Consider the following 25,223-nt stretch of genomic DNA (forward strand, 5'->3'; position numbering starts at 1 on the left):
GCTAAACTGGCCGTCCGAATGTATAGTACACTTCGGTTGGATAGTTAATTTGGCGAGATTATACGATGATCAAACAAAGGACACTTAAACGTATCGTTCAGGCGACTGGCGTCGGTTTACACACCGGCAAGAAAGTCACACTGACCTTACGCCCTGCGCCGGCCAATACCGGGGTCATCTATCGTCGCACCGACTTGAATCCACCGGTAGATTTTCCGGCCGATGCCAAATCTGTGCGTGATACAATGCTCTGTACTTGTCTGGTGAACGAGCATGACGTGCGGATTTCGACCGTAGAGCACCTCAACGCCGCATTGGCGGGGCTGGGTATCGACAACATCGTTGTTGAAGTCGATGCGCCAGAAATCCCGATTATGGACGGCAGTGCTGCACCGTTCGTTTATCTGTTGCTGGATGCCGGCATCGATGAACTGAACTGCGCGAAGAAATTTGTTCGCATCAAAGAGACCGTGCGTGTCGAAGATGGCGACAAGTGGGCTGAATTCAAACCGTACAATGGTTTTTCGTTGGACTTTACCATCGACTTTAACCATCCGGCGATTGATGCCAGTACCCAGCGCTATGCAATGAACTTCTCTGCCGACGCATTTATGCGCCAGATTAGTCGTGCACGTACCTTCGGTTTCATGCGTGATATCGAATATCTGCAGTCCCGTGGCCTGTGCCTGGGCGGCAGCTTCGATTGTGCCATCGTTGTTGACGATTATCGCGTACTGAACGAAGACGGTCTGCGTTTTGAAGATGAATTCGTTCGTCACAAAATGCTGGATGCGATCGGTGACTTGTTCATGTGTGGTCACAACATTATTGGTGCATTTACCGCGTTCAAATCCGGTCATGCGCTGAATAACAAACTTCTGCAGGCGGTCCTGGCAAAACAGGAAGCCTGGGAATATGTGACCTTCGAAGACGACGCCGAACTGCCACTGGCGTTCAAAGCACCGACAATGGTTCTGGCATAAGCCTGACCATTTCATAAATTCGACTGGCAACCTGGCACTCTCTCCGGTCAGGGAACCAGTCGTTTTTTATTTCCCCTCGAAAATTCCTGTTTTTGTGCGATTGCTGTTTTCTTGCGCACTTTTCAGCGACGTTCTCTTCATTGATGCTGTCGATATCCAGCATTAATGGTAATATCTGTGCGCGAAAAATAATAATCTCTGGGGTAGACATTACGTGAGTGGGTTACTGACGCGTTGGCGACAGTTAGGTAGACGCTATTTCTGGCCGCATCTCCTGTTGGGGATGGTTGCTGCCAGTTTCGGCCTGCCTGCGCTCGCAAATAACGCCGAACCTGCTTCGCCTGCCCGCGAGACGTCCAGCAATCATAACCCTGCCGCGAAAGTCAATTTCACGCAGCTGGCCCTGCTGGAAGCGAATCGTCGCCCATCGTTTAACGTGGATTACTGGCATCAGCATGCCATCCGCACGGTGATTCGCCACCTCTCATTTGCCATGGCGCCACAAGCGCTGCCCGTCGCTGAAGCGACGGCCACCACGCCATTGCAGGCCGCCCAGCACCTTGCCTTGCTGGACACCCTTAATGCGTTACTCACGGTTGAAAGCAAGCCGCCGGCCATTGTGCGCCAGGCAGCTGTTGCCCCGTCGGTCGCACCTTCCGTATTTAGCATCCCTGCGTGGGTGAGCCAGGTTCAGGGCATTCGCGCCGGGCCGCAGCGCCTCGTCTGAAAATAGTCGTCTTTCTTTTATTTTCCTGACTCCGCAAAGCGGGGCGTTTGAGATTTTATTATGCTAATCAATTTATTAACGAAAGTATTTGGTAGTCGTAACGACCGTACCCTGCGCCGTATGCGCAAAGCGGTAGCTGTCATCAACGCGATGGAACCGGAGATGGAAAAACTCTCCGATGACGAGCTGAAAGGCAAAACCGCAGAGTTCCGCGCTCGCCTGGAAAAAGGCGCCAGCCTGGAAAGCCTGCTCCCGGAAGCATTCGCGGTCGTCCGTGAAGCCAGTAAACGCGTCTTTGGCATGCGTCACTTCGACGTGCAGCTGCTGGGTGGTATGGTCCTTAACGATCGTTGCATCGCGGAAATGCGTACCGGTGAAGGTAAAACCCTGACCGCGACCCTGCCGGCGTATCTGAATGCGCTGACCGGTAAAGGCGTTCACGTCGTGACCGTCAACGACTACCTGGCGCAACGTGACGCCGAAAACAACCGTCCGCTGTTCGAATTCCTCGGTATGAGCGTTGGCATCAACATGTCTGGCCTGCCAGCTCCGGCAAAACGCGAAGCGTACGCGGCTGACATCACCTACGGCACCAACAACGAATACGGTTTTGACTATCTGCGCGACAACATGGCGTTTAGCCCTGAAGAGCGCGTACAGCGTAAACTGCACTATGCGCTGGTGGATGAGGTCGACTCCATCCTTATCGATGAAGCGCGTACCCCGCTTATCATTTCCGGCCCGGCTGAAGACAGCTCGGAAATGTATAAGAAAATGAACAAAATTATTCCGCATCTGGTTCGTCAGGATAAAGAAGACTCCGAGACTTTCCAGGGCGAAGGCCACTTCTCTGTTGATGAGAAAGCGCGTCAGGTTAACCTGACTGAACGTGGTCTGGTACTGATTGAAGAGCTGCTGGTTAAAGAAGGCATCATGGAAGAGGGCGAGTCGCTGTACTCCCCGGGCAACATCATGATGATGCACCACGTTACCGCTGCGCTGCGCGCGCACGTGCTGTTCACCCGTGACGTTGACTACATCGTGAAAGATGGCGAAGTCATCATCGTCGATGAACATACGGGCCGTACCATGCAGGGCCGCCGCTGGTCCGATGGTCTGCACCAGGCCGTGGAAGCGAAAGAAGGCGTGGAAATCCAGAACGAGAACCAGACGCTGGCATCCATCACCTTCCAGAACTACTTCCGTCTGTACGAAAAACTGGCCGGTATGACCGGTACTGCGGATACAGAAGCCTTCGAATTCAGCTCTATCTACAAGCTGGATACCGTGGTGGTGCCGACCAACCGTCCGATGATCCGTAAAGATATGCCGGACCTGGTCTACATGACCGAAGCGGAAAAAATTCAAGCGATCATTGCGGACATTAAAGAACGTACTGCTAATGGTCAGCCGGTGCTGGTCGGTACTATCTCCATCGAGAAATCCGAAGTGGTTTCTAACGAGCTGGTGAAAGCGGGCATCAAGCATAACGTTCTGAACGCCAAATTCCACGCCAACGAAGCGGCGATTGTTGCGCAGGCAGGTTATCCGGCAGCGGTAACCATCGCTACCAACATGGCGGGTCGTGGTACCGATATCGTGCTCGGTGGTAGCTGGCAGGCGGAAGTTGCCGAGCTGGAAAATCCAACGCCGGAACAGATCGCACAGATCAAAGCCGACTGGCAGGTTCGCCACGATGCCGTGCTGGCATCCGGTGGTTTACACATTATTGGTACCGAACGTCACGAATCTCGCCGTATCGATAACCAGCTGCGTGGCCGTTCAGGCCGTCAGGGTGATGCCGGTTCTTCCCGCTTCTACCTGTCGATGGAAGATGCGCTGATGCGTATTTTTGCCTCTGACCGTGTTTCCGGCATGATGCGTAAACTGGGCATGAAAGAAGGCGAAGCCATTGAACACCCGTGGGTGACCAAAGCGATTGCCAACGCGCAGCGTAAAGTTGAAAGCCGCAACTTCGATATTCGTAAACAGCTGCTGGAATACGATGACGTCGCCAACGACCAGCGTCGCGCCATCTACACCCAGCGTAATGAACTGCTGGATGTGAGCGATGTTAGCGAAACCATCAACAGCATCCGTGAAGATGTCTTTAAAGCGACCATCGATGCGCACATTCCGCCGCAGTCGCTGGAAGAGATGTGGGATATCCCAGGCTTGCAGGAACGTCTGAAAAACGACTTCGACCTCGAACTGCCGATCTCCGAATGGCTGGACAAAGAGCCGGAACTGCATGAAGAAACTCTGCGTGAGCGTATTCTGCAGAGCGCAGTTGAAGTCTACCAGCGTAAAGAAGAAGTCGTTGGCGCTGAGATGATGCGTCACTTCGAAAAAGGCGTGATGCTGCAAACCCTCGACTCCCTGTGGAAAGAGCACCTGGCGGCGATGGACTACCTGCGTCAGGGTATCCACCTGCGTGGCTATGCGCAGAAGGATCCGAAGCAGGAGTACAAACGCGAATCCTTCTCCATGTTCGCGGCGATGCTGGAATCACTGAAATATGAAGTGATCAGCACCCTGAGCAAAGTACAGGTTCGCATGCCGGAAGAAGTGGAAGAGATGGAACAGCAGCGTCGTGAAGAGGCCGAGCGCCTGGCACAGATGCAGCAGCTTAGCCACCAGGACGAAAATACCGCCGCCGCGCAGGAACTGGCAGCGCAAACGGGCGAGCGTAAAATTGGCCGTAACGACCCGTGCCCGTGTGGTTCCGGTAAAAAATACAAACAGTGCCATGGCCGTCTGAGCTAAGGTCTGATAAAAGAGCAAAAGGCGCAGAGATCTGCGCCTTTTTTTTGGATGAGACACTATGAAAATACTGCAAATCGCCGTCGGCATTATTCGCAACGACGCGGGGGAGATTTACATTACCCAACGCGCCGCTGATGCTCACATGGCAAATAAATGGGAATTTCCGGGCGGTAAAATTGAAGCGGGTGAAACAGCTGAAGAGGCGATGATCCGCGAGCTTGAGGAAGAAGTTGGCATTACCGCCAGCGAACCGCAGCTGTTTGATAAGCTGGAGTATGAATTTCCCGATCGACACATCACTCTGTGGTTCTGGCTGGTGGAAAACTGGCAGGGTGAGCCATGGGGAAAAGAGGGGCAACCGGGACGATGGGTTGCACAGAGCGCGTTGGTTGCCGAAGAATTTCCGCCAGCGAATGCACCGATTATCGAAAAATTAGGGCAAACCCCGTAGGCCTGATAAGCGAAGCGCATCAGGCATTGTGCGCGTTAAGTGTCGGATGCGGCGCAAGCGCCTTATCCGACCTACAGTTAAGCGCGCAGGATTACTGCGGGGTTTCACTCCAGTCATCCGTGTCGGACATATCGCCTGCGCTCGGAATGCGCTTCTCTTCTGCCGCCCATTCTCCTAAATCAATCAGTTGGCAGCGTTTAGAGCAAAACGGACGGTACGGGCTTTGCTCGCCCCAGACAACCGGCTTCTGGCAGGTGGGGCAGTTAACGATAGTTTCTTCAGACATAGTGTCTCCTTAGCAACAAGCCAGTTCGAAATCCAGACGTTCAGGAATGACGCCATTCTCGCTGTCCAGCGGCACAAAGCGGATGGCAAAGCGGCTTTTATGCCCGGAAATTTGCGGGTAAAGCTGTGAGGACAAGTCTAACTGTAAGCGCAGCAGATCGGCATCTTCGCCGTTATCCTGGTAGAAACCGTTAAGGCTGGTCTGCTTGCGGAAAGGCGCGGAGTTACGCACCAGATCGAGGATCAGATCCAGCGCCTGATTCAGCGGCTCGAGGCTGGCAAGCCAGATTTCTACCTGCGCATCGCGCTGCTGCTGTGGCGCATGCAGCCACATGTGCAGCGTGGGCAGATCGAAACTGCAACAGCCGCCGGGAATACTTAAACGCTGACGCACAAGTGCAATCAGGCGATCTTCGCGCAGGAACTGACCGATGCGCGGCGCGGCCATCAGAATGCTGCCGCTGTTTTTCAGCTGCTGACGGACCGCATCAATACGGCTCTGGTCAACGCCTGGCACTTCATTCCAGGCCTGCAATTTACGTTGCTGGCGCTCCAGCTCTTTGAGCATCTCTGTGCGAACATCGCCACGTTCAAACACATCCAGTAAATCCCCTAAATTACGAAAAAAGTGTAATGCGCTGGCGTGATCCGTGATGGGTAACTGGGTGCGTAGCTGCTGGTTGAGAAATTCAATACGCAGCCAGGTACGCATTTTTTCGTTCAGGGGGTGCTCAAAAAGGATGTGGGTGTGCATTAAGGTTTTTCCTGTGATACAGCCTGCGTCGCGAGCTCAAGATAGCGTGCGTGAAGGCGAGCAACATCCGAAGCAATCGCTTCTGGTGTGCCGTTGTTATCAATGATGTCATCAGCTACCGCAAGCCGCTGTTCGCGCGTCGCCTGGGCGGCAAGTATGTGCTCAGCATGCTCTCGCGACACCTGGTCGCGCTGCATGGTACGAAGAATTTGCGTATCGCGTGTAACATCCACCACCAGCACGCGATCGGCACGGGCAGCAAGATTGTTTTCTACCAGCAATGGCACCACCCACAGAACGTACGGCGAGGTGGCCTGCTGCATTTGCTGCTGGGTTTCCCGCTGAATAAGCGGATGAAGCAGGGCGTTAAGCCAGGCTTTTTCATCAGGGTTAGCGAAAATGCGCTCGCGTAAAACGCGGCGATTAAGGGCGCCATCCGGCGTCAGGGTCTGAGGGCCAAAGTGTTCCACAATGGCATGTAAAGCCGGGGTCCCCGGTTCGACAACCTGACGGGCGAGGATATCGGCATCAATAACGTTAATTCCCAGGTGAGAAAATGCATCAGCGACGGTACTTTTGCCACTGCCAATGCCACCCGTTAACGCTACGGTATACGCCATTCCTGTGAATCCTGATGAGAATTGATTAGATAAATCAATTGGTTAAAAACAAAACACTTTAGCGCCTGTTTGCCTGCGCTCATGTTCACCGAACTAATGGTAAATTTATAGGATTGTAGCGTAAAAAAAGTGAAAATCGCAGTCTTGCGAAGCCCTGATTAGTGCGTATGATAACGTTACTGGAGTTGTGCTCTTATAATTAATGCCATTAACCCCAGGAATCCGCACATGCGTATCGAAGAAGATCTGAAGTTAGGTTTCAAAGACGTTCTTATCCGCCCTAAACGCTCTACTCTTAAAAGCCGTTCCGATGTTGAACTGGAACGCGAATTCACCTTTAAACATTCTGGCCAACGCTGGTCCGGTGTGCCGGTTATCGCCGCGAATATGGATTCCGTGGGTACCTTCGCAATGGCAAAAGCGCTGGCGTCTTTCGATATTCTGACGGCAGTGCATAAACACTATACCGTTGAAGACTGGAAAGTTTTCGCTCAGAACGAATCTGAAGAGGTTCTGAAACACGTGATGGTGTCTACTGGCACCTCTGACGCCGATTTCGAGAAAACCAAACAGATTCTGGCGCTGCACCCGATGCTGAACTTCGTGTGCATTGACGTCGCAAACGGCTACTCCGAGCACTTCGTTCAGTTCGTAGCGAAAGCGCGTCAGGCCTGGCCGACCAAAACCATCTGCGCGGGTAACGTGGTAACCGGCGAGATGTGCGAAGAGCTGATTCTTTCCGGTGCAGATATCGTAAAAGTGGGCATTGGCCCGGGTTCCGTTTGCACCACGCGTGTAAAAACCGGCGTCGGTTATCCGCAGCTTTCCGCTGTGATTGAGTGCGCGGATGCAGCGCACGGCCTGGGCGGCCAAATCGTCAGCGATGGCGGTTGTACGGTTCCTGGCGACGTGGCGAAAGCCTTCGGCGGCGGCGCTGACTTCGTGATGCTCGGCGGTATGCTGGCAGGCCATGAAGAGAGCGGTGGCACCGTGGTTGAAGAGAACGGTGAAAAATTCATGCTCTTCTACGGCATGAGCTCAGAATCTGCGATGAATCGTCACGTTGGCGGCGTTGCTCAGTATCGCGCAGCAGAAGGCAAAACCGTTAAGCTGCCGCTGCGCGGCCCGGTAGATAACACCGCGCGCGATATCCTTGGCGGCCTGCGTTCAGCGTGCACCTACGTCGGTGCTTCCCGCCTGAAAGAACTGACCAAACGCACCACCTTTATCCGCGTGCAGGAACAAGAGAACCGCGTGTTCAACAGCCTGTAATGCTTCGCGCTGGCGCTTCCTGCGCCAGCGCTTATCCCGCTCCGCTAATCGCATCCCCCAAATGAAATATCGGCAGATACATGGCGACGACCAGCGTGCCGATGATGGTGCCTGTCACCACCAGTAACATGGGTTCCAGAAGTGACGTCAGATTTTCCGCCAACTGGTGCGTCTTCTCACTGTGGTAGTCCGCCAGATTTTGCAGCATCTGGTCCAGCGCGCCGGACGCTTCCCCGGTTCGTACCAGTTGAATACACAGCGGCGTGAAAACCTGGCCATTTTCCATCGCCTGCCAGATGGGGCTTCCCTGCGAAATGTCATGATGGAGTCTGCTAATGACTTCCCGCCAGAGCGGTTGAGCGACGGTTTCCTCGACGGTTTCCAGCCCCTGTAAGAAGGCAATGCCCGCGCTTTGCGTCAGTGATAGCACGGTAAAAATGTGGCTCAGCATCTGCCCGCGTACCAGATTGCCCATCACCGGCAGTGAAAGTGCGACCCGCGCCTGAAGTCGCTGCCAGCGCAGATTGTTTTTCAGTATTCTGCCGGGAAGAAAAGGCAGCGTCAGGAGCAGCGCGATCAGCCCGTAATGCAGTTTAACAGCATCCGCCATGTTCATGACGACTTGCGTGAGCATGGGCAGCGGCGTATTAAAGGTGCGATAAATTGCCGTGAATTCGGGCAGCACAAAACCCAGCATCGCCACCACCACAGCGATAGCCAGCAGCAAAATGATGCACGGATAGCGCAGCGCTTTTTTCACCTTCTGCGTCATGGCTCGCTGCGATTTTTGTTGTTGTGCCAGCGCGCGACAGCAGATATCCAGCTTGCCCGTTACCTCCCCGGTGCGAATCATCGCCAGATAGAGCGGCGGAAAAGCTTCCGGCCACTGTCGCAACCCGTCGGAAAGCGAAACACCTTCCGCCAGCCGTTGAGAGAGCGTGCCGAGCAGGGCCTGCCACTGCGCAATAGGATGCTGGCGAGCCAGCATCTCCAGCCCATCCGAGAGCGTGAGGCCGGCATGCAGCAGCGTCGCCAGCTGTTCAATAATCTCGCAGCGCCAGTTTGTCTGCCAGTATGTGGCCCTGACGGTACAGCGGCGAAGCGTCAGCGCCGTGATGCCCTGCTGCTGCAATGACACCAGTGCTTCCGGGCGATTAGGCGCCCACAGCGTTCCGTGCCGTTCTTCAGCCTGAAGCGTCAGGCCGCGCCAGCGCCAGAGTTGATTAGCTGCCATGCGGAAGCCCCATCACGCGCAGTAACTCTTCCTGCGTGGTAAGCCCGCGCTCGACGGCCATACAGCCGTTCTCGAACAGGGTTGTCATTCCCGCCAGACGCGCTTTCTGTAGCAGTTCTTCGGTCCCGCGACCTGCGGCAATGGCGTGGCGTAGATCGTTGTTAAGCGGCAGGATCTCGAAGATCGCCGCGCGACCAAGATAGCCGTGATAGCAATGCTGACAGCCGGCTGCCTGCCAGTGTGGCAATGCACGGGGCCAGAGCGCGTGCGGCAGTGGCGCTTCCATGCCGTTTTTCTCCCGGCAGTGTGGGCACAGCTTACGCACCAGCCGCTGGGCGACGACAAGCTGGAGCGCCGATGAGATCATCCAGCGCGCTACGCCCATTTGTTCCAGGCGCACCAGCGTTTCAACGGTTGAGTTGGTGTGCAGCGTAGAGAGCACCAGGTGCCCGGTTTGCGCGGCTTTGATGGCAATTTCTGCTGTTTCGCCATCGCGAATTTCGCCAACCATCACAATATCCGGGTCCTGCCGCAGCAGGGCGCGCAGTACGCTCTGAAACGTCAGCCCGGCGCGAGGGTTGATTTGCGTTTGATTCAGCCCTTCGATGGGGATTTCAACCGGGTCTTCCACGCTGCAAATATTGACGTCGCTGCGATTACGCCGTTGCAGGGCGCTATACAGCGTCACGGTTTTACCGCTGCCCGTCGGCCCGGTCACCAGGATCAGCCCCTGCGGTTGATTGAGCGTATCGCCAAACAGCGCCAGTTGATCGCCGCTCATGCCGAGTTGATTGATATCCAGCGCCTGTTCAACGTTATGCAGCAGACGCAGAACCACCTTTTCACCGTATCGACACGGCAGCGTCGCGATACGAAAAGAGACGGACTGGCGGGCGATCTCCACGGTAAATTGACCATCCTGCGGAATGCGACGTTCGGCAATATCGAGATTGCCCAGCACCTTTAAACGTGCGGTGAGCGTTGCCGCCAGCGAAAGCGGTAGCGTAGAAAATACATGCAGCACGCCGTCTACGCGAAGTCTGAGGCGCAGGTGATGCTCGCCGGGTTCAAAATGAATATCTGATGCGCGCTGTAGCAACGCCTGCTCCAGCGAGCGGTTCAGCAGATCGACCGCGCTGCGGGAGTCGTCATTGGCGGCGGGTTGGCTGGCGGTTGCCGTGAGCTGCAAATGTTTATCCATCCGCTCCTGGCTCCAGCATTCGATATCGACACGTTTTTGTGTGGCAAAACGCAGCGCATCCATCAGTTCATCCGATGGCGCACCGACAACGGCGATGCTTAACACGCTCTGATCGTTGCCGATCAACAGGGCGTGATGCTTTTTACACAGAGCAAGCAACTGATCCTGATTCATCGCGGCCTCCGGCTTACTGCGCATCGAAGCGGAAGACATCTTCGCAGGCTTGTTGCAGGGCGCTGTCGCTCTGGATATCGCAAACGCGCGTCCAGCCGGTCACGCCATTGGCGTTATCCCAGCCCGGCGTCATGGTGACCGATAGGCCGTTCAGGCTCTCCTGGCCGGTGAGAATGACCACGCCTTTGGCGATACTCATGCCAGAGACATAACGCGTGGTGGTGGGCGAGGGAATGCCGTTACTGCCGCCATCGCAGCTGTTCAGCCCGCCGTGGTCGAGGGCGCACAATTCAATTGCCGTGCGATAGGGGACGAAGGTTTGCAACATGTCGGTGAGCGCGGCTTTGCGCAGGTAGTTTTGATACGCCGGGATCCCAATGGCGCTTAAGATGGCGATGATGCCGATCACTACCATCAGCTCGATAAGGGTAAATCCTTTTTGCTTTTCCATAATGCACTCCTGGTTGAGATGGCGGGAGTGTGTCAGGGGCGTGAAGCGGGCGCGAGGGGCAAAAAGGAATTCAGGAAAGCGCGTTCCAGAGAGTTTTTCTGCGTTGCAGAAGACAACATGAAAAATGGAAGGGAGTGCGGAAAATTGCCGGAGGGGCTGTGCTTGTCCGGCCTGCGAAGGAGGCAGGCCGGATTGCGGGAATTAACGAAAACGCATGGAGAGGTCTAATGCGCGCACGTGTTTGGTCAATGCGCCAACGGAGATGTAATCCACGCCGGTTTCAGCGAATTCGCGAATGGTGTCAAAGGTGACGTTGCCGGAGACTTCCAGCCGTGCCTGGCCTTTGGTGATGGCGACGGCTTTGCGCATCAGTTCAGTGTCAAAGTTATCAAGCATGATGATGTCGGCCCCGGCTTTCAGCGCGTCTTCCAGCTCTTCCAGATTTTCCACTTCCACTTCCACCGGCACATCCGGGTGTAGCCAGAAGGCTTTTTCCACCGCCTGACGCACGGAGCCGGAGGCGATAATGTGGTTTTCCTTAATCAGGAACGCATCGGAAAGACCCAGGCGGTGATTCGCGCCGCCGCCGCATAGCACGGCATATTTCAGTGCGGTACGCAGGCCAGGCAGGGTTTTGCGGGTATCCAGCAGCTGCGTTTTGGTACCTTCCAGCAGGTCAACATAGCGACGGACCTCACTTGCCACGCCCGAGAGGGTTTGCACGAAATTCAGCGCGGTACGCTCGCCGGTCAGCAGGACGCGGGAAGGACCATCGATTTCAAACAGCGGCTGATCGGCTTTCAGCAGGTCGCCATCTTCCACGTGCCAGGTCAGCGCAACATCGTCGCCCGCCAGTTGAATAAACACCTCTTCAACCCAGCGTTTACCGCAGAACACGCCGTCTTCGCGGGTGATCACCACCGCGTGAGAGCGCGTTTCCGCAGGCAGAAGTTGGGCGGTAATGTCGTTATTGGCATCCACTTCTCCGCCCAGATCTTCACGGAGCGCCTGTGCCACAGCGTTGGGAATGTCGAGATTGATACGTTCCAGAAGCGCGTCACGTCGGTGGTCTGGGTTGTAGCGGCGAGGCGGCATGATAAAACTCCAAATTGGTAACGATTCGAAAGGTTTAAACATGCTACTCTGAACCGAGAATCAGCACCACACATAAGGAGATCCAGCATGTTGTTAGATGAGGGATGGCTGGTGGGCGCACGTCATGTACCGTCGCCACACTTTGACTGCCGCCCGGACGATGAAACCCCGTCATTGCTGGTTGTTCACAATATCAGTTTACCCCCTGGCGAATTTGGCGGCCCATGGATAGATGCGCTGTTTACCGGCACGCTCGACCCGAACGCCCATCCCTTTTTCGCCGAGATTTCTCACCTGCGCGTTTCTGCCCATTGTCTGATTTGCCGCGATGGGGAAATTGTGCAGTATGTTCCTTTCGATAAGCGCGCCTGGCACGCGGGTATGTCGGAATATCAAGGCCGCGAGCGCTGCAATGATTTTTCGATTGGCATTGAGCTGGAAGGCACCGATACGCTGGCCTACACCGATACGCAGTATCAGCAACTGGCGGCGTTAACCCGATTGTTGATAACGATTTATCCGGCTATCGCCGATAATATGACAGGACACTGTGATATCGCGCCCGTGCGCAAAACCGATCCGGGCCCGGCGTTTGACTGGGCTCGCTTTCGCGCACTGGTCACCCCTTCGTCAGATAAGGAGATGACATGACGCTGTTTACCACGCTACTGGTGCTGATTGCCGAGCGTTTATTTAAGTTGGGCGAGCACTGGCAGCTCGACCACCGTCTGGAAGTACTGTTCCGTCGTATCAAACGCTTCTCTTTTGTCGCTACGCTTGCGATGACCGTGGTGGCGATGGTAGTGGTGTTTTTGATTCAGCGTGCGCTCGACGGGCTGCTGTTTAACGTGCCGCTGCTGGTGTTCTGGATTTTACTCGGCCTGCTGTGTATCGGGGCAGGGCGCGTGCGGCTGCACTATCACGCTTACCTGAAGGCGGCATCGCTCAATGATAGCCACGCGCGGGATGCGATGGCCTGCGAGCTGACGATGATCCACGGTGTGCCATCGGGTTGCGATGAGCGCGAGTTTCTGCGCGAGCTGCAAAATGCGCTGCTGTGGATTAACTACCGTTTCTATCTTGCGCCACTGTTCTGGTTTGTGGTCGGCGGCCCGTGGGGCCCGGTGATGCTGATGGGCTATTCTTTCCTGCGTGCATGGCAGTCGTGGCTGGCGCGTTACCAGACGCCGCATCACCGCTTGCAGTCTGGCATTGATGCTATTTTGCATATTGTGGACTGGCTTCCGGTGCGGCTGGTGGGTGTGGTTTACGCCCTGCTTGGCCATGGTGAGAAGGCGCTACCCGCGTGGTTTGCTTCGCTGGGCGATCGCCATACTTCCCAGTACCAGGTCCTGACGCAGCTGGCGCAGTATTCGCTGGCGCGCGAGCCACACGTTGACCGCGTTGAGACGCCAAAAGCGGCGGTATCGATGGCGAAGAAAACCTCATTTGTGGTGGTGGTGATTATGGCGCTGCTGACCATTTATGGGACGCTGGTGTAAGAGTTTGCAGGGTGCACGAGTATTGCCGGATGGCGCTGACGCTTATCCGGCCTACGAGTGAGTGCGGATTTGCCGGATAGACGTGTTTTGTAGGCCCGGTAAGCGCTAGCGCCACCGGGCACCGGCTCAAATCGTATCCGCTGGCGGCTCACCGAAATCCGGCATGCCATCTTCCTGCCAGCGCACCAGTTTCAACCGCGTATGGCGATTCGGGTCGTACAACGGGTCGCCTTCAATCTCCGTGTAATTCCTCGCGTGATACACCAACACATCTTCCCCGTCCGGCGTTTGGGTAAAGCTGTTGTGCCCCGGACCGTACTGGCGGTTTTCATAGCTGGTAGTGAACACCGGTTGCGATGATTTATGCCAGTTTCCCGGCTTCGTCATGTCAGCGTTCAGGTCAATCCACAGCAGGCCCATGCAGTAGTTCTCATCGGTGGCGCTGGCAGAGTAGCTGACAAAGAGCTTATTGCCATGCACCAGCACCGCAGGCCCTTCGTTGACCAGAAACCCCCGACATTCCCAGTCAAACTCTGGTTTGCTGAGCATTACCGGCTCGCCTTTAATCGTCCACGGGTTTTCCAGTTCAGCCAGATAGATGTTGGAGTTTCCAGCAATGTCTGGCGATTTTTGCGCCCACAGATACCACTGTTTTCCCTGATGATGGAATGTGGTGGCGTCCAGGCAGAAGGTATCAAACGGCGTTTTTACCTGGCCTCGCTCAACCCAGTTTCCACTGAGTGGATCGGCATCATCGCAGGTCAGCGCATACATCCGATGCTGGAACATGCCGAGAGAGTCCAGCGCCTGCGTATGCGCAGCGGCGAAGTAAATCACCCATTGACCGTCAATCTTATGCAGTTCCGGTGCCCAGATAAGCTCGCACATCGGGCCGCTTTCGGGTTTACGCCAGACCACAACCGCGTCGGCGCAGCGCAGCCCTTCAAGCGTGCTGGCGCGGCGGATCTCCAGCCGATCATATTCAGGTACCGATGCGATAAAGTAGTACGCTCCCTGATGCTGCAAAATGAAAGGGTCGGCGCGTTGTTCTATAAAAGGATTGGGCCAGCGGTTCATTATGCTTTCCTTACGTGTTCGGTGATTTTACCGGTCTGGTAGTCATTCAGTTCGCGATAGTTCTCGCGACGTTTTTCCAGATCGGACTGAATCTGTTTCATTAGGTCGCGATCCACCTTAAGCATCCGCACAATCCCGGCGGTAAGCAGATACCCGACGCCCGGAATGACGGTAAACAGCAGCATGATACCGTTGAGCGTGGTTTCGCTTTGCTGCTTCGCGCCCGCATCGTAGCCATACCAGGAGAGCAGGAAGCCCACCATTGCGCCGGCAATCGCCAGCCCGACCTTCAGGAAGAAGAGGTTGCCGGAGAAGCTGATCCCGGTGATGCGTTTACCGGTTTTCCATTCGCCGTAGTCATCGACGTCCGCCATCAGCGACCAGTGCAGTGGGGAAGGGATCTGATGCAGGATGTTGAGCAGGAAGTAGAGCACCACGATCATGACCGTCGCATGCGGGTCGAAGAAGTAGAATGCGATAGAGAAAATCGCCAGCGCGATGTTAGTCCAGAAGAAGACCTTGAGCTTACACCAGCGGTCGGTGAGCACCTTCGCCAGCATGCTACCGAACATCATGCCGACGACGCCGAGGCTGATAAACAGCGTGGCGAAATGCGTGCTCTGGCCCATCACCCAGGTGACGTAATACATGGTCGCCGCCATACGGATAAAACCGGGGCAGACGTTACACAGCGTCAGCAGCAGGATGCGCACCCACTGGTCGTTTTTCCACACATCTTTCAGGTCTTGCTTCAGTTCATCATTGGTCTGTACGGCGGGCTTCACGCGCTCACGCACGGTGGCAAAGCAGAACAGGAACATGCACATGCCGATAAAGGCCAGCACGGTCATCGCTATCTGGTAGCCTTTGGCTTTATCGCCACCGCCAAACCAGTCAACCATCGGTAGCAGGCTCAATGAGAGCAGCAACGTGGCAATACCCACCAGCACGAAGCGATAAGACTGGCAGGCGACGCGCTCTTTGGGGTCATTGGTGATGACGCTACCCAGCGAGCAATAGGGAATATTGATGGCGGTGTAGGTAATCGACAGCAGGAAATAGGTGACAAACGCATAGATAACTTTGCTGCTGTAGGTCCAGTCCGGGGTGGTAAACATCAGTACGCTGAATAGCGCGTAAGGGAACGCTATCCACAGCAACCATGGACGAAATCGCCCATACTTACTGCGGGTACGGTCGGCCAGCGCGCCCATGATGGGGTCGGTGACGGCATCAATTACGCGAACGGAAAGCAGCAGAACACCGACCAGCGCCGGGGCGAGACCAAAAATATCGGTATAAAAGTAGTTAACGAACAGCATGATAGCGCCGAAGATGATGTTGCATCCGGCGTCGCCCATGCCATAACCAATTTTCTCTCTGACTGATAACTTATTGTTATTCATTGCCGAAACTCCCTCTGACGGTATGGAGAGAATTATTGGCTGGTGGCCCGCGAAATGCGTTGCAGTATAACGGTGAGGATATGGACGAAATAGCTGAGCAGAGGAAAGTGTGAAGCGGGTAACAGAGTCGGCCCCTTCCACAGGGAAGGGGCCAGAGAAGAGATTAATGCGCCTTCACGGCCGTTTTCGCACCCTTCTGTTTAACCATGTAGCCAACACCCAGAATACAGATCCATACCGGGATTAAGTACACGGAAATCGCCATCCCCGGCGTCATCAGCATGATAACCAGCACCGCCGCCATAAACAGCAGGCAGACCCAGTTACCGACCGGATAGAGCAACGCAGGGAAGCGTGGTTTGACGCCCTGAAGCTGCTTCGCTTTGCGGAATTTCATGTGCGCAAGGCTAATCATCGCCCAGTTGATCACCAGCGCAGAGACCACCAGCGCCATCAGCAGGCCGAACGCGGATTCCGGTGCCAGGTAGTTGATCAGCACACACAGCGCGGTCACTACAGCGGAAACCAGAATGGTGTTGACCGGTACGCCGCGTTTATCGACGGAGAGCAGCGCTTTCGGCGCGTTCCCCTGCTGGGCGAGGCCGAACAGCATGCGGCTGTTACAGTAGACGCAGCTGTTATAAACGGAGAGCGCCGCGGTCAGAACCACAACGTTCAGCGCGTTAGCCACCAGCGTATCGCCCAGTTCGTGGAAGATCAGAACAAACGGGCTGACATCTGCGGTGACGCGCGTCCACGGCAACAGAGAGAGCAGGACCGCCAGCGAACCTACATAGAAAATCAGGATGCGATAGATAACCTGATTGGTGGCTTTTGGAATGCTTTGCTCCGGATTATCGGCTTCTGCGGCGGTGATACCGACCAGCTCAAGCCCGCCGAAAGAGAACATGATGATGGCCATCATCATCACCAGGCCTTGCATGCCATGCGGCAGGAAGCCGCCCTGTTCCCACAGGTTGCGAACTGTCGCCTGCGGGCCAGCGCTACCGCTGAACAGCAGCCAGCCACCGAACAGGATCATGCCAACAACGGCGACCACTTTAATGATGGCGAACCAGAACTCCATTTCCCCAAACACTTTTACGTTGGTGAGGTTAATGGCGTTAATCAGAATAAAGAAGGCCGCTGCGGAAGCCCAGGTCGGGATTTCCGGATACCAGAACTGGATGTATTTGCCAACTGCGGTGAGCTCCGCCATGGCAACCAGCACGTACAGTACCCAATAGTTCCAGCCTGACGCGAAGCCGGCGAAACTGCCCCAGTATTTATAGGCAAAGTGGCTGAATGACCCGGCTACCGGCTCTTCCACGACCATTTCACCGAGCTGGCGCATGATCAGGAAGGCAATAAAGCCTGCAATGGCATAACCCAGAATAATGCCCGGACCGGCTGACTGGATAACGGAGGCACTGCCGAGAAACAGGCCGGTACCGATAGCTCCACCCAGCGCAATCAGCTGGATATGGCGGTTTTTGAGGCCGCGCTTCAGCTGGTCGCTGTGCTGTTGACCTTCCATCATGAAACCTCGTGTGTGGTTGTTATTTGTACGTGTGTAATCAAGGAATTCCGTTTCCTGTATTTTTATGTTTACGAAAGAGAGTGAATAAAAATGAGAGGAACTCTTTCGTCCTGGGAAGAATAGTGGTAAGTGCGCGGAAATGCACCTGCTTTATGAATGGTTGATGACGGATTGAATAAAAAGAAACCAGTTGTAAGTGTAGCAGCCAGCCCCAGAAGTGGGTAAGCATGTACATTTTGTCAGCAATAAGTGCATAACTATTCATTAATTGGCAAAGTGAAACGCTTCAGTGTGCGTAATTTTCGTATATTTTTCGTTAATTGTACTTCCAACGTGGTAAAGACATTTTTTGTGCAAGGTTACAATTCTGAAACATCATTTCTGTAATGTTGTTAAAAAGTGCGTGGTTTACTGATTTCAATCAAAACCTGTATGGACAGAAGGTGAATACTTTGTTACTTTAGCGCTACGAACTTGAAATTGGTAAGACCAATTGACTCCGGGCTAATGGCAGGTACAGGGAACTATGGCCTACAGCAAAATCCGCCAACCAAAACTTTCTGATGTGATTGAGCAGCAGTTGGAGTTTTTGATTCTTGAGGGGACATTACGCCCCGGCGAAAAACTTCCACCTGAACGCGAACTGGCGAAACAGTTCGACGTATCCCGTCCCTCGCTGCGTGAGGCGATTCAACGTCTCGAAGCGAAAGGGTTACTGCTTCGTCGCCAGGGCGGCGGGACTTTTGTCCAAAGCAGCTTGTGGCAGAGCTTCAGCGATCCGCTGGTAGAGCTTCTGTCCGACCACCCTGAATCCCAGTTTGATCTGCTTGAAACCCGTCACGCGCTTGAAGGTATCGCGGCTTATTACGCGGCACTGCGCAGCACTGATGAAGATCGCGAACGTATTCGCGAACTGCATCAGGCCATCGAACGGGCTCAACAATCGGGCGACCTCGACGCAGAGTCGAGCGCCGTCGTCCAGTATCAAATCGCCGTGACCGAAGCCGCCCACAATGTGGTGTTGCTCCATTTGCTAAGGTGTATGGAGCCAATGTTGGCACAAAACGTTCGGCAGAACTTCGAGTTGCTGTATGCCCGTCGGGAGATGCTCCCGCAGGTCAGCAATCATCGCACCCGGATTTTCGAGGCGATTGTCGCCGGTGAACCGGAGCAGGCGCGTGAAGCGTCGCACCGTCACCTGGCCTTTATTGAAGAGATTTTGCTGGACAGGAGCCGTGAACAGAGCCGTCGTGAACGCTCGTTACGTCGCCTGCAACAGCGCAAGGATTGAGTTTTTTCTGGCAGCGGTTTTACCAGAAGATGAGAAAAGCGCCATCAGGCGCACGGCAACTAAACACAGAACCTGTCTTATTGTGTTTTCCACTGAAAGCACAATGGGACAGGTTCCAGATAAATCAACGTACTAGATAGATAAGGAAAACCCCATGTCAGAACGTTTCCCAAATGACGTGGATCCGATCGAAACTCGCGACTGGTTACAGGCGATCGAATCGGTTATCCGTGAAGAAGGTGTTGAGCGCGCTCAGTATCTGATCGACCAGGTGCTGTCTGAGGCCCGTAAAGGCGGCGTTCAGGTAGCTGCTGGTGCAGGTGCTAGCGGTTATGTAAACACTATTGCCGTTGAAGACGAACCGGAATACCCGGGCGATCTGGATCTGGAACGTCGTATTCGCTCTGCTATCCGCTGGAACGCGATCATGACCGTTCTGCGCGCATCCAAAAAAGATCTGGAACTGGGCGGCCACATGGCATCCTTCCAGTCTTCTGCAACCTTCTACGAAGTGTGTTTCAACCACTTCTTCCGTGCGCGCAACGAGCAGGATGGCGGCGATCTGGTTTACTTCCAGGGCCACATTTCTCCGGGCGTTTACGCACGTGCGTTCCTTGAAGGCCGTCTGACCGAAGAGCAGATGAACAACTTCCGTCAGGAAGTTCACGGTAAAGGTCTTTCTTCTTACCCGCACCCGAAACTGATGCCGGAATTCTGGCAGTTCCCGACTGTATCAATGGGTCTGGGCCCAATCGGTGCGATCTACCAGGCTAAGTTCCTGAAATATCTGGAACACCGTGGCCTGAAAGATACCTCTAAACAAACCGTTTACGCGTTCCTCGGTGACGGCGAGATGGACGAACCGGAATCCAAAGGTGCGATCACTATCGCCACCCGTGAAAAACTGGATAACCTGGTCTTCGTTATCAACTGTAACCTGCAGCGTCTGGATGGCCCGGTCACCGGTAACGGTAAGATCATCAACGAACTGGAAGGCATCTTCGGTGGTGCTGGCTGGAACGTTATCAAGGTTATCTGGGGCGGTCGTTGGGATGAGCTGCTGCGTAAAGACACCAGCGGTAAACTGATCCAGCTGATGGAAGAAACCGTCGACGGCGATTACCAGACCTTCAAATCCAAAGATGGCGCTTACGTGCGTGAGCACTTCTTCGGTAAATATCCGGAAACCGCAGCTCTGGTTGCAGACTGGACTGATGAGCAGATCTGGGCGCTGAACCGTGGTGGTCACGATCCGAAGAAAGTTTACGCTGCACTGAAAAAAGCGCAGGAAACCAAAGGCAAAGCGACTGTTATCCTGGCCCATACCATTAAAGGTTACGGCATGGGTGATACCGCTGAAGGTAAAAACATCGCTCACCAGGTTAAGAAGATGAACATGGACGGCGTGCGCTATATTCGCGACCGCTTCAATGTTCCGGTAACCGACGAGCAGGTGGAAAACCTCTCTTACCTGACCTTCCCGGAAGGTTCTCCAGAGCATACTTATCTGCACGCTCAGCGTCAGAAACTGCACGGTTACCTGCCGAGCCGCCAGACCCACTTCACTGAGAAGCTGGAAATGCCGACTCTGGAAGATTTCGCACCGCTGCTGGAAGAGCAGAATAAAGAGATCTCTACCACTATCGCTTTCGTTCGTGCCCTGAACGTGATGCTGAAGAACAAGTCGATCAAAGATCGTCTGGTTCCAATCATCGCCGATGAAGCGCGTACTTTCGGTATGGAAGGTCTGTTCCGTCAGATTGGTATCTACAGCCCGAACGGTCAGCAGTACACCCCGCAGGACCGTGAGCAGGTTGCTTACTACAAAGAAGACGAGAAAGGTCAGATCCTGCAGGAAGGTATCAACGAACTGGGTGCTGGCGCATCCTGGCTGGCTGCTGCGACCTCTTACAGCACCAACAACCTGCCGATGATCCCGTTCTACATCTACTACTCCATGTTCGGGTTCCAGCGTATCGGTGACCTGTGCTGGCAGGCAGGCGACCAGCAGGCTCGCGGCTTCCTGGTAGGTGGTACTTCCGGTCGTACGACTCTGAACGGCGAAGGTCTGCAGCACGAAGATGGTCACAGCCATATTCAGTCTCTGACTATCCCGAACTGTATCTCTTACGATCCGTCTTACGCGTACGAAGTTGCGGTCATCATGCATGATGGTCTGGAGCGTATGTACGGTGAGAAACAAGAGAACGTTTACTACTACATCACCACGCTGAACGAAAACTACCACATGCCGGCCATGCCGGAAGGTGCTGAGGAAGGTATCCGTAAAGGTATCTACAAACTCGAAACCGTTGAAGGTAGCAAAGGTAAAGTTCAGCTGCTGGGCTCCGGTTCTATCCTGCGTCACGTCCGTGAAGCAGCACAGATCCTGGCGAAAGATTACGGCGTAGGTTCTGACGTTTATAGCGTAACGTCCTTCACTGAACTGGCGCGTGATGGTCAGGATTGTGAGCGCTGGAACATGCTGCACCCGATGGAAACCCCGCGCGTTCCGTACATCGCTCAGGTGATGAACGACGCTCCGGCAGTGGCATCCACCGACTATATGAAACTGTTCGCCGAGCAGGTCCGTACTTATGTACCGGCTGATGACTACCGCGTACTGGGTACTGATGGCTTCGGTCGTTCCGACAGCCGTGAGAACCTGCGTCACCACTTCGAAGTTGATGCTTCCTATGTGGTTGTAGCGGCGCTGGGCGAACTGGCTAAACGTGGCGAAATCGATAAGAAAGTGGTTGCTGACGCAATTACCAAATTCAACATCGATGCAGAAAAAGTTAACCCGCGTCTGGCGTAAGAGGTAAAAGAATAATGGCTATCGAAATCAATGTACCGGATATCGGGTCTGATGAAGTTGAAATCACCGAGATCCTGGTCAAAGTTGGCGACAAAGTGGAAGCTGAACAGTCGCTGATCACCGTAGAAGGCGACAAAGCCTCTATGGAAGTTCCGTCTCCGCAGGCTGGCGTCGTAAAAGAGATCAAAGTCTCTGTCGGCGACAAAACCGAGACCGGCAAACTGATCATGATTTTCGATTCCGCCGACGGTGCAGCTGATGCTGCACCTGCCAAGGCAGAAGAGAAGAAAGAAGCGGCTCCGGCAGCAGCACCTGCTGCGGCAGCGGCGAAAGACGTTCACGTACCGGACATCGGCGGCGACGAAGTTGAAGTCACTGAGATCATGGTTAAAGTGGGCGACACCATCGTGGCTGAACAGTCTCTGATCACCGTAGAAGGCGACAAAGCCTCTATGGAAGTTCCGGCTCCGTTCGCGGGCGTGGTTAAAGAGATCAAAATCAACACCGGCGACAAAGTGTCTACCGGCTCGCTGATCATGGTCTTCGAAGTGGCAGGTGCTGCACCTGCTGCGGCTCCGGCGAAAGCGGAAGCTGCTCCGGCGGCGGCTGCTCCGGCAGCATCCGGCGCGAAAGACGTTAACGTTCCAGATATCGGCGGCGACGAAGTTGAAGTTACCGAAGTGATGGTGAAAGTTGGCGATAAAATCGAAGCCGAACAGTCTCTGATCACCGTAGAAGGCGACAAAGCTTCTATGGAAGTACCGGCTCCGTTCGCGGGCACCGTAAAAGAGATCAAAATCAGCACCGGCGATAAAGTAAAAACCGGCTCCCTGATTATGGTCTTCGAAGTGGAAGGCGCTGCGCCTGCTGCGGCTCCGGCTGCTGCACCGGCTCAGGCTGCTGCCGCTCCGGCTCCTGCGGCAGCTCCGGCTCCGGCGGCGAAAGCCGAAGGCAAGTCTGACTTCGCAGAAAATGACGCTTATGTCCACGCAACGCCGGTGATTCGTCGCCTGGCGCGCGAATTCGGCGTGAACCTGGCGAAAGTGAAAGGTACGGGTCGTAAAGGCCGTATCCTGCGCGAAGACGTTCAGGCTTACGTGAAAGACGCGGTGAAACGCGCGGAGTCTGCACCGGCTGCTGCCACTGGCGGCGGTATCCCTGGCATGCTGCCATGGCCGAAAGTGGACTTCAGCAAGTTCGGCGAAATCGAAGAAGTGGAACTGGGCCGTATCCAGAAAATCTCTGGCGCTAACCTGAGCCGTAACTGGGTGATGATCCCGCACGTTACGCACTTCGATAAAACCGATATCACCGATCTGGAAGCGTTCCGTAAACAGCAGAACGCCGAAGCTGAGAAGCGCAAACTGGATGTAAAATTCACCCCAGTTGTGTTCATCATGAAAGCGGTTGCCGCGGCTCTGGAACAGATGCCTCGCTTCAACAGCTCTCTGTCCGAAGATGGCCAGAAACTGACGCTGAAGAAATACATCAACATTGGTGTGGCGGTTGATACCCCGAACGGCCTGGTCGTTCCGGTCTTTAAAGACGTGAACAAGAAGAGCATCACCGAGCTGTCTCGCGAACTGACCACCATCTCCAAAAAAGCGCGTGATGGTAAGCTGACGGCTGGCGAAATGCAGGGCGGTTGCTTCACTATCTCCAGCATCGGCGGCCTGGGTACGACCCACTTCGCACCGATTGTTAACGCGCCGGAAGTGGCTATCCTCGGTGTCTCCAAATCGGCGATGGAGCCGGTATGGAACGGGAAAGAGTTTGTACCGCGTCTGATGATGCCTATCTCTCTCTCCTTCGACCACCGCGTGATCGACGGTGCTGATGGTGCGCGCTTTATCACCATCATCAACAACACACTGTCTGACATTCGTCGCCTGGTGATGTAATCGAAAAAGCCGGCCTGACGGCCGGCTTTTTTCTGATAATCTCTTCGTAGTTTTGGGGTTATTAGCAACAAAGGACAAAATCGTTTGCCGTTTGTTGTTTCAAAATTGTTAACAATTTTGTAATATAAACGCGGATAGAACGTCCCGGTGGATATGGGCGACAAGAGTACCCAGGACCGCCGGAAATAATTAAGAGGTCATGATGAGTACTGAAATTAAAACTCAGGTCGTGGTACTTGGGGCGGGCCCGGCAGGCTACTCTGCTGCTTTCCGTTGCGCGGATTTAGGTCTGGAGACCGTCATCGTAGAACGTTACAGCACCCTCGGTGGTGTTTGTCTGAACGTCGGCTGTATCCCTTCTAAAGCACTGCTGCACGTAGCAAAAGTTATCGAAGAAGCCAAAGCACTGGCTGACCACGGTATCGTCTTCGGCGAGCCGAAAACCGATATCGACAAGATTCGTACCTGGAAAGAAAAAGTTATCACCCAACTGACCGGTGGTCTGGCCGGTATGGCCAAAGGCCGTAAAGTGAAAGTGGTTAACGGTCTGGGTAAATTTACCGGGGCCAACACCCTGGAAGTGGAAGGCGAAAACGGCAAAACCGTGATCAACTTCGACAACGCGATCATCGCGGCGGGTTCCCGTCCGATCGAACTGCCGTTTATTCCTCATGAAGATCCGCGCGTGTGGGATTCCACCGATGCGCTGGAACTGAAAGAAGTACCGAAACGTCTGCTGGTTATGGGCGGCGGTATCATCGGTCTGGAAATGGGTACCGTGTACCATGCGCTGGGTTCACAGATTGACGTGGTTGAAATGTTCGACCAGGTTATCCCGGCTGCCGACAAAGACGTGGTGAAAGTCTTCACCAAACGCATCAGCAAGAAATTCAACCTGATGCTGGAAACCAAAGTGACTGCCGTTGAAGCGAAAGAAGACGGTATTTACGTTTCCATGGAAGGCAAAAAAGCACCTTCTGAAGCACAGCGTTACGATGCCGTGCTGGTAGCTATCGGCCGTGTACCGAACGGTAAAAACCTCGACGCAGGCAAAGCAGGCGTGGAAGTGGACGATCGTGGCTTCATCCGCGTTGACAAACAGCTGCGCACTAACGTGCCGCACATCTTTGCTATCGGCGATATCGTCGGTCAGCCGATGCTGGCGCACAAAGGTGTTCACGAAGGTCACGTTGCCGCTGAAGTTATCGCCGGTAAGAAACACTACTTCGACCCGAAAGTTATCCCATCCATTGCCTACACTGAACCAGAAGTGGCATGGGTTGGCCTGACTGAGAAAGAAGCGAAAGAGAAAGGCATCAGTTACGAAACCGCCACCTTCCCGTGGGCTGCTTCTGGCCGTGCTATCGCTTCCGACTGCGCAGACGGTATGACCAAACTGATTTTCGACAAAGAATCTCACCGTGTTATCGGTGGTGCGATTGTCGGCACCAACGGCGGCGAGCTGCTGGGCGAAATCGGTCTGGCTATCGAGATGGGTTGTGACGCGGAAGACATCGCGCTGACCATCCATGCTCACCCGACGCTGCACGAATCTGTTGGCCTGGCCGCAGAAGTGTACGAAGGTAGCATCACCGACCTGCCAAACCCGAAAGCGAAGAAGAAGTAAGTTTCTGCGCGACGGTGCCTGATGGCGCTTCGCTTATCAGGCCTACGA

The 25,223-nt window shown here is 54.5% G+C and carries 21 protein-coding genes; 11 read left to right on the forward strand and 10 right to left on the reverse strand.

Going from position 1 to position 25,223, the window contains the following annotated elements; all coding sequences use genetic code 11:
• The first annotated feature begins 65 nt into the window (after positions 1–65).
• The 4 genes from lpxC to mutT all read left to right on the forward strand — a co-directional run bounded on the left by lpxC (position 66) and on the right by mutT (position 4,927).
• Complete coding sequence (lpxC, locus tag AC1MKH_RS03825) at positions 66–983, forward strand: UDP-3-O-acyl-N-acetylglucosamine deacetylase (protein ID WP_015965915.1); 918 nt, start codon at positions 66–68, stop codon at positions 981–983.
• Positions 984–1,197: 214 nt separating this feature from the next.
• On the forward strand, positions 1,198–1,710 hold the full coding sequence (secM, locus tag AC1MKH_RS03830; protein WP_015965914.1) for a secA translation cis-regulator SecM: 513 nt from the start codon (positions 1,198–1,200) through the stop codon (positions 1,708–1,710).
• Between the two features lie 60 nt (positions 1,711–1,770).
• Complete coding sequence (gene secA, locus AC1MKH_RS03835) at positions 1,771–4,476, forward strand: preprotein translocase subunit SecA (RefSeq protein WP_276221736.1); 2,706 nt, start codon at positions 1,771–1,773, stop codon at positions 4,474–4,476.
• A 58-nt stretch (positions 4,477–4,534) separates the two neighbouring features.
• Positions 4,535–4,927, forward strand: a complete 393-nt coding sequence (mutT, locus tag AC1MKH_RS03840; protein WP_276221734.1) for an 8-oxo-dGTP diphosphatase MutT — start codon at positions 4,535–4,537, stop codon at positions 4,925–4,927.
• 91 nt (positions 4,928–5,018) lie between these two features.
• On the opposite strand, the gene yacG is transcribed toward mutT, so the two are convergent.
• Genes yacG through coaE form a run of 3 tightly spaced genes read right to left on the reverse strand, consistent with a single transcriptional unit; the run spans position 5,019 to position 6,586 of the window.
• Complete coding sequence (gene yacG, locus AC1MKH_RS03845) at positions 5,019–5,213, reverse strand: DNA gyrase inhibitor YacG (protein ID WP_276221732.1); 195 nt, start codon at positions 5,211–5,213, stop codon at positions 5,019–5,021.
• A 9-nt stretch (positions 5,214–5,222) separates the two neighbouring features.
• A complete protein-coding gene (zapD, locus tag AC1MKH_RS03850; RefSeq protein ID WP_276221730.1) occupies positions 5,223–5,966 on the reverse strand; it encodes a cell division protein ZapD in 744 nt (247 codons plus the stop codon).
• Entirely contained in the window at positions 5,966–6,586 is a 621-nt protein-coding gene (gene coaE, locus AC1MKH_RS03855) for a dephospho-CoA kinase (protein ID WP_276221728.1), read from the reverse strand. Before coaE ends, zapD begins: the two co-directional genes overlap by 1 nt.
• 228 nt (positions 6,587–6,814) lie before the next feature.
• Here coaE and AC1MKH_RS03860 point away from each other — a divergent pair, with 228 nt between their 5' ends.
• The gene (locus AC1MKH_RS03860) at positions 6,815–7,858 is read left to right on the forward strand and encodes a GMP reductase (protein ID WP_253897345.1); all 1,044 of its coding nucleotides are present in this window, start codon (positions 6,815–6,817) and stop codon (positions 7,856–7,858) included.
• Positions 7,859–7,889: 31 nt separating this feature from the next.
• Here the strand turns inward: AC1MKH_RS03860 and hofC are convergent, their stop codons facing one another.
• The 4 genes from hofC to nadC form a co-directional block, all read right to left on the reverse strand.
• A complete protein-coding gene (hofC, locus tag AC1MKH_RS03865; RefSeq protein WP_276221725.1) occupies positions 7,890–9,092 on the reverse strand; it encodes a protein transport protein HofC in 1,203 nt (400 codons plus the stop codon).
• Positions 9,082–10,467, reverse strand: a complete 1,386-nt coding sequence (gspE, locus tag AC1MKH_RS03870; protein ID WP_276221723.1) for a type II secretion system protein GspE — start codon at positions 10,465–10,467, stop codon at positions 9,082–9,084. Before gspE ends, hofC begins: the two co-directional genes overlap by 11 nt.
• A gap of 13 nt (positions 10,468–10,480) precedes the next feature.
• Positions 10,481–10,918, reverse strand: a complete 438-nt coding sequence (gene ppdD / locus AC1MKH_RS03875) for a prepilin peptidase-dependent pilin (RefSeq protein ID WP_276221721.1) — start codon at positions 10,916–10,918, stop codon at positions 10,481–10,483.
• Positions 10,919–11,119: 201 nt separating this feature from the next.
• Complete coding sequence (gene nadC, locus AC1MKH_RS03880; RefSeq protein ID WP_276221719.1) at positions 11,120–12,013, reverse strand: carboxylating nicotinate-nucleotide diphosphorylase; 894 nt, start codon at positions 12,011–12,013, stop codon at positions 11,120–11,122.
• A gap of 87 nt (positions 12,014–12,100) precedes the next feature.
• On the opposite strand from nadC, the gene ampD reads away from it, so the two are divergent.
• Together ampD and ampE are read left to right on the forward strand one after the other, a co-directional pair.
• Complete coding sequence (ampD, locus tag AC1MKH_RS03885) at positions 12,101–12,664, forward strand: 1,6-anhydro-N-acetylmuramyl-L-alanine amidase AmpD (protein ID WP_276221717.1); 564 nt, start codon at positions 12,101–12,103, stop codon at positions 12,662–12,664.
• A complete protein-coding gene (gene ampE, locus AC1MKH_RS03890) occupies positions 12,661–13,515 on the forward strand; it encodes a beta-lactamase regulator AmpE (RefSeq protein WP_276221714.1) in 855 nt (284 codons plus the stop codon). Before ampD ends, ampE begins: the two co-directional genes overlap by 4 nt.
• Positions 13,516–13,641: 126 nt before the next feature.
• Here ampE and AC1MKH_RS03895 read toward each other — a convergent pair whose 3' ends face one another.
• The 3 genes from AC1MKH_RS03895 to aroP all read right to left on the reverse strand — a co-directional run bounded on the left by AC1MKH_RS03895 (position 13,642) and on the right by aroP (position 17,538).
• The gene (locus AC1MKH_RS03895) at positions 13,642–14,592 is read right to left on the reverse strand and encodes a glycoside hydrolase family 43 protein (RefSeq protein ID WP_276221712.1); all 951 of its coding nucleotides are present in this window, start codon (positions 14,590–14,592) and stop codon (positions 13,642–13,644) included.
• The gene (locus tag AC1MKH_RS03900) at positions 14,592–15,998 is read right to left on the reverse strand and encodes a glycoside-pentoside-hexuronide (GPH):cation symporter (protein WP_276221710.1); all 1,407 of its coding nucleotides are present in this window, start codon (positions 15,996–15,998) and stop codon (positions 14,592–14,594) included. The genes AC1MKH_RS03895 and AC1MKH_RS03900 overlap by 1 nt, the downstream gene beginning before the upstream one ends.
• 163 nt (positions 15,999–16,161) lie before the next feature.
• The gene (gene aroP, locus AC1MKH_RS03905; protein WP_276221707.1) at positions 16,162–17,538 is read right to left on the reverse strand and encodes an aromatic amino acid transporter AroP; all 1,377 of its coding nucleotides are present in this window, start codon (positions 17,536–17,538) and stop codon (positions 16,162–16,164) included.
• Between the two features lie 526 nt (positions 17,539–18,064).
• On the opposite strand from aroP, the gene pdhR reads away from it, so the two are divergent.
• The 4 genes from pdhR (at position 18,065) to lpdA (ending at position 25,175) form a co-directional block, all read left to right on the forward strand.
• Entirely contained in the window at positions 18,065–18,829 is a 765-nt protein-coding gene (gene pdhR / locus AC1MKH_RS03910; RefSeq protein WP_015965898.1) for a pyruvate dehydrogenase complex transcriptional repressor PdhR, read from the forward strand.
• A gap of 154 nt (positions 18,830–18,983) precedes the next feature.
• On the forward strand, positions 18,984–21,647 hold the full coding sequence (gene aceE / locus AC1MKH_RS03915; RefSeq protein ID WP_276221705.1) for a pyruvate dehydrogenase (acetyl-transferring), homodimeric type: 2,664 nt from the start codon (positions 18,984–18,986) through the stop codon (positions 21,645–21,647).
• 14 nt (positions 21,648–21,661) lie between these two features.
• On the forward strand, positions 21,662–23,548 hold the full coding sequence (aceF, locus tag AC1MKH_RS03920) for a pyruvate dehydrogenase complex dihydrolipoyllysine-residue acetyltransferase (RefSeq protein ID WP_276221703.1): 1,887 nt from the start codon (positions 21,662–21,664) through the stop codon (positions 23,546–23,548).
• Between the two features lie 202 nt (positions 23,549–23,750).
• Positions 23,751–25,175: a dihydrolipoyl dehydrogenase gene (gene lpdA, locus AC1MKH_RS03925; RefSeq protein ID WP_149463131.1), complete on the forward strand. Its 1,425-nt coding sequence runs from the start codon at positions 23,751–23,753 to the stop codon at positions 25,173–25,175.
• Positions 25,176–25,223 lie beyond the last annotated feature (48 nt).

The organism is Pseudocitrobacter sp. CD920760 (genome assembly GCF_057782505.1).

Bases quoted from the DNA above. Each gene is read 5' to 3' on its own strand.
- lpxC (WP_015965915.1), top strand. From the start codon at position 66: ATGATCAAACAAAGGACACTTAAACGTATCGTTCAGGCGACTGGCGTC.
- ampE (WP_276221714.1), top strand. From the start codon at position 12,661: ATGACGCTGTTTACCACGCTACTGGTGCTGATTGCCGAGCGTTTATTT.
- hofC (WP_276221725.1), bottom strand. From the start codon at position 9,092: ATGGCAGCTAATCAACTCTGGCGCTGGCGCGGCCTGACGCTTCAGGCT.
- AC1MKH_RS03895 (WP_276221712.1), bottom strand. From the start codon at position 14,592: ATGAACCGCTGGCCCAATCCTTTTATAGAACAACGCGCCGACCCTTTC.
- aceE (WP_276221705.1), top strand. From the start codon at position 18,984: ATGTCAGAACGTTTCCCAAATGACGTGGATCCGATCGAAACTCGCGAC.
- AC1MKH_RS03860 (WP_253897345.1), top strand. From the start codon at position 6,815: ATGCGTATCGAAGAAGATCTGAAGTTAGGTTTCAAAGACGTTCTTATC.
- lpdA (WP_149463131.1), top strand. From the start codon at position 23,751: ATGAGTACTGAAATTAAAACTCAGGTCGTGGTACTTGGGGCGGGCCCG.
- yacG (WP_276221732.1), bottom strand. From the start codon at position 5,213: ATGTCTGAAGAAACTATCGTTAACTGCCCCACCTGCCAGAAGCCGGTT.
- AC1MKH_RS03900 (WP_276221710.1), bottom strand. From the start codon at position 15,998: ATGAATAACAATAAGTTATCAGTCAGAGAGAAAATTGGTTATGGCATG.
- mutT (WP_276221734.1), top strand. From the start codon at position 4,535: ATGAAAATACTGCAAATCGCCGTCGGCATTATTCGCAACGACGCGGGG.
- aceF (WP_276221703.1), top strand. From the start codon at position 21,662: ATGGCTATCGAAATCAATGTACCGGATATCGGGTCTGATGAAGTTGAA.
- gspE (WP_276221723.1), bottom strand. From the start codon at position 10,467: ATGAATCAGGATCAGTTGCTTGCTCTGTGTAAAAAGCATCACGCCCTG.
- aroP (WP_276221707.1), bottom strand. From the start codon at position 17,538: ATGATGGAAGGTCAACAGCACAGCGACCAGCTGAAGCGCGGCCTCAAA.
- zapD (WP_276221730.1), bottom strand. From the start codon at position 5,966: ATGCACACCCACATCCTTTTTGAGCACCCCCTGAACGAAAAAATGCGT.
- pdhR (WP_015965898.1), top strand. From the start codon at position 18,065: ATGGCCTACAGCAAAATCCGCCAACCAAAACTTTCTGATGTGATTGAG.
- secA (WP_276221736.1), top strand. From the start codon at position 1,771: ATGCTAATCAATTTATTAACGAAAGTATTTGGTAGTCGTAACGACCGT.
- coaE (WP_276221728.1), bottom strand. From the start codon at position 6,586: ATGGCGTATACCGTAGCGTTAACGGGTGGCATTGGCAGTGGCAAAAGT.
- ampD (WP_276221717.1), top strand. From the start codon at position 12,101: ATGTTGTTAGATGAGGGATGGCTGGTGGGCGCACGTCATGTACCGTCG.
- ppdD (WP_276221721.1), bottom strand. From the start codon at position 10,918: ATGGAAAAGCAAAAAGGATTTACCCTTATCGAGCTGATGGTAGTGATC.
- nadC (WP_276221719.1), bottom strand. From the start codon at position 12,013: ATGCCGCCTCGCCGCTACAACCCAGACCACCGACGTGACGCGCTTCTG.